General features: G+C 50.5%; 1 protein-coding gene and 6 rRNA genes. 6 read left to right on the plus strand and 1 reads right to left on the minus strand.

All coding sequences use genetic code 11. The features are described from left to right. Positions 1–20: 20 nt before the first annotated feature. The 6 genes from rrf (F8N44_RS07220) to rrf (F8N44_RS07245) all read left to right on the plus strand — a co-directional run bounded on the left by rrf (F8N44_RS07220) (position 21) and on the right by rrf (F8N44_RS07245) (position 1251). Positions 21–136 (plus strand): 5S ribosomal RNA (rrf, locus tag F8N44_RS07220). Between the two features lie 107 nt (positions 137–243). Continuing rightward, positions 244–359: ribosomal RNA gene (rrf, locus tag F8N44_RS07225) — 5S ribosomal RNA — on the plus strand. A 107-nt stretch (positions 360–466) separates the two neighbouring features. After that, positions 467–582 (plus strand): 5S ribosomal RNA (gene rrf, locus F8N44_RS07230). Between the two features lie 107 nt (positions 583–689). Beyond that, positions 690–805 (plus strand): 5S ribosomal RNA (gene rrf / locus F8N44_RS07235). 107 nt (positions 806–912) lie between these two features. Beyond that, positions 913–1028: ribosomal RNA gene (gene rrf / locus F8N44_RS07240) — 5S ribosomal RNA — on the plus strand. Between the two features lie 107 nt (positions 1029–1135). Further along, a 5S ribosomal RNA gene (gene rrf / locus F8N44_RS07245) occupies positions 1136–1251 on the plus strand. 72 nt (positions 1252–1323) lie between these two features. Here the strand turns inward: rrf (F8N44_RS07245) and F8N44_RS31630 are convergent. Continuing rightward, the coding region (locus tag F8N44_RS31630) for a PepSY domain-containing protein (RefSeq protein WP_224794744.1) at positions 1324–1840 on the minus strand (517 nt) is incomplete at its 5' end.

The raw sequence follows: 1840 nt of genomic DNA on the forward strand, positions 1-1840 counted from the left end.
ACGACTCAGTACCCGAATTTCTTGACGACCATAGAGCGTTGGAACCACCTGATCCCATCCCGAACTCAGCAGTGAAACGATGCATCGCCGATGGTAGTGTGGGGTTTCCCCATGTGAGAGTAGGTCATCGTCAAGATTAAATTCCGAAACCCCTGTCTGCTTACGCAGTCAGGGGTTTTGTTTTAGTAGAAACATCCGTTTTTGCTGGCTTGTTACCGTGTTGACGGGCCAGATACAGAATTTCTTGACGACCATAGAGCGTTGGAACCACCTGATCCCATCCCGAACTCAGCAGTGAAACGATGCATCGCCGATGGTAGTGTGGGGTTTCCCCATGTGAGAGTAGGTCATCGTCAAGATTAAATTCCGAAACCCCTGTCTGCTTACGCAGTCAGGGGTTTTGTTTTAGTAGAAACATCCGTTTTTGCTGGCTTGTTACCGTGTTGACGGGCCAGATACAGAATTTCTTGACGACCATAGAGCGTTGGAACCACCTGATCCCATCCCGAACTCAGCAGTGAAACGATGCATCGCCGATGGTAGTGTGGGGTTTCCCCATGTGAGAGTAGGTCATCGTCAAGATTAAATTCCGAAACCCCTGTCTGCTTACGCAGTCAGGGGTTTTGTTTTAGTAGAAACATCCGTTTTTGCTGGCTTGTTACCGTGTTGACGGGCCAGATACAGAATTTCTTGACGACCATAGAGCGTTGGAACCACCTGATCCCATCCCGAACTCAGCAGTGAAACGATGCATCGCCGATGGTAGTGTGGGGTTTCCCCATGTGAGAGTAGGTCATCGTCAAGATTAAATTCCGAAACCCCTGTCTGCTTACGCAGTCAGGGGTTTTGTTTTAGTAGAAACATCCGTTTTTGCTGGCTTGTTACCGTGTTGACGGGCCAGATACAGAATTTCTTGACGACCATAGAGCGTTGGAACCACCTGATCCCATCCCGAACTCAGCAGTGAAACGATGCATCGCCGATGGTAGTGTGGGGTTTCCCCATGTGAGAGTAGGTCATCGTCAAGATTAAATTCCGAAACCCCTGTCTGCTTACGCAGTCAGGGGTTTTGTTTTAGTAGAAACATCCGTTTTTGCTGGCTTGTTACCGTGTTGACGGGCCAGATACAGAATTTCTTGACGACCATAGAGCGTTGGAACCACCTGATCCCATCCCGAACTCAGCAGTGAAACGATGCATCGCCGATGGTAGTGTGGGGTTTCCCCATGTGAGAGTAGGTCATCGTCAAGATTAAATTCCGAAACCCCTGTCTGCTTACGCAGACAGGGGTTTTGTCATTTCAGGGCCAGGCAACATCAGCGATCAAACCGCTTTGCGTGCCTTGCTGATACGTCGAGCCTGCCATTTACGCCACCAGATGTAGACGCCAGTCCCTGACAACCCTGCAATCAACAGACCTAACACCGCGATCATGACTTGCCCTGTAACGCCAATGATCCGCCCACCATGTATCGGCAATTGCAGCCGATAAAACTGCTCTCCCAACGTTCCCTGCCCTGCAATCTCCTGGCCTAACAAGCGCCCGTCCGTACCATGAAAGAACAACCAGGATTTGCCATGAGCTTCTGTGTCGTGCTGTCCAAATCCTGCGCCGTAAAAGTTGTATTCAAAGCTGTAATACAACTCTCCGATCGCCGCTGTCAGCCCTAGCCTTTTCCCCTCCTGCAATGCCCTCTCGTATGCCTGTTGATAACTCAATCGCGTCACCCCCAAGTCTGCGGGAGGCATTCGTCCTCGTGCCTCATAGACGCTCGGTTCAATCGGCGAAAACAACGAAACCGCTGGTTTGAATACCTGACTCGGCAAGTTCATGGCGACG

Origin of the sequence: Pseudomonas fluorescens (genome assembly GCF_902497745.1) — a bacterium.
GTDB classification, from domain to species: Bacteria; Pseudomonadota; Gammaproteobacteria; order Pseudomonadales; family Pseudomonadaceae; genus Aquipseudomonas; species Aquipseudomonas fluorescens_BM.